General features: G+C 67.8%; 1 protein-coding gene. It reads right to left on the bottom strand.

Going from position 1 to position 1,293, the window contains the following annotated elements:
- The coding region (locus EV655_RS18525; protein WP_132546820.1) for an IS5 family transposase at positions 1-1,293 on the bottom strand (1,293 nt) is incomplete at both ends.

Raw genomic sequence — 1,293 nt, forward strand, 5'->3', positions numbered from 1 at the left:
GCCGGATCATTGCCAGGACGAATGTGACGACGGCGGCAAGAAGCCTCCGCAGATGGGCGAGGATCTTGCGGATGTTGTGGCCGCAGCCGCAGAGGACGGCGAAAAGCGCGTCGCCGAGGGCGCCCTTCAGGAAGCAGCGCGACAGCCTTCCGTCGGTCTTCATGTGGCCGATCTCGGGTTCGATGCTGCTGCGTCGGCGAAGCGCCCTCGCCAGCGCCGGGGTCAGGCCGCGGCGGGTGCCGCTGATCAGGACCTGGGTGTGCTCGACGCCGTGTCCCTTGTATCCGCGGTCGACCACGGCCCGTTTCGGCGGATGGTCGGTGAGGATCGCCACCTGCTCCAGCGCCTCGCCGAGGGTGTGGCCGTCGTAAGGGTTGCCCGGCAGCGAGCGCATGCCGACCACGAACCCGCCCTTCAGCGTGGTGGCGATGCTGACCTTGGTGCCGAATTCGTAGCGGACGCGGGCCTTGCCCTTGGAGATGCAGTCGACCTCGGGCTCATGGAGCGAATAGATCTTGCCCGCGTCCTTCGGCGTCTGGTGCAGAAGCCGTGAGACCAGCACGAGCTTGTCCAGCACCCGCTCGCGCAGCGGCCCCTCGGGGATCTCGTCGAGCTGCCGACGGATGTCCCGCATGACGCGGCCGGTGTAACCTTTCAGCGTTCTCAATGCCTTGCGCATCCTCCGGAACTGCTTGGCATGGGCGTAGCGCCCGACCTGCGCCGCCAGCCGCGGTGCCAGGCGCGCGTAGCTCTGGCGCAGCTCGATCCCGGCATCCCGGGCCAGATCCACCAGCTGCGCCCGGGCGCGGTCGTAAAGCCGGGAGTCGGTCGGATGCGCGATATTCTTCTCCATGACGGTGGTGTCGACCGCCACCTCGTCCAGGCTCGCGTCCTCGACCGCGCCGGACGTCCGACCGGCCTCGATGGTCTTCGTCAGCAGCCATTCGACACCCTCTTCCCCGATCCGCTTTCGCCAGCGGATGAGCGAGGTCGGGTCGATCGGCGGACGGTGCTGAAAGAAGGTCTCGCCGGTGAAGTGCTGAAAGTACGGGTTCTCGACCCAGCGCGCGACCACCGCCTCGTCCGACAGACGGAACGCGTGCTGCAGATAGAGCAGCCCTGCAACCAGCCGCGGCGAGGTCGCCGGCCGTCCGGTCGCGGACGGGAAGAAGCCCGCCCATTCGCGCTCGAAGAACTCCCAGTCGATCAGCGCCGCCAGCGTGACCAGCTCATGGCGCATGTCGATCATGTCGACGAGGCGCGGCCGGAAGAGATCGTTCTGCTCGGGCGGGC

This window comes from Rhodovulum euryhalinum (assembly GCF_004342445.1).
Taxonomy (GTDB): Bacteria; Pseudomonadota; Alphaproteobacteria; order Rhodobacterales; family Rhodobacteraceae; genus Rhodovulum; species Rhodovulum euryhalinum.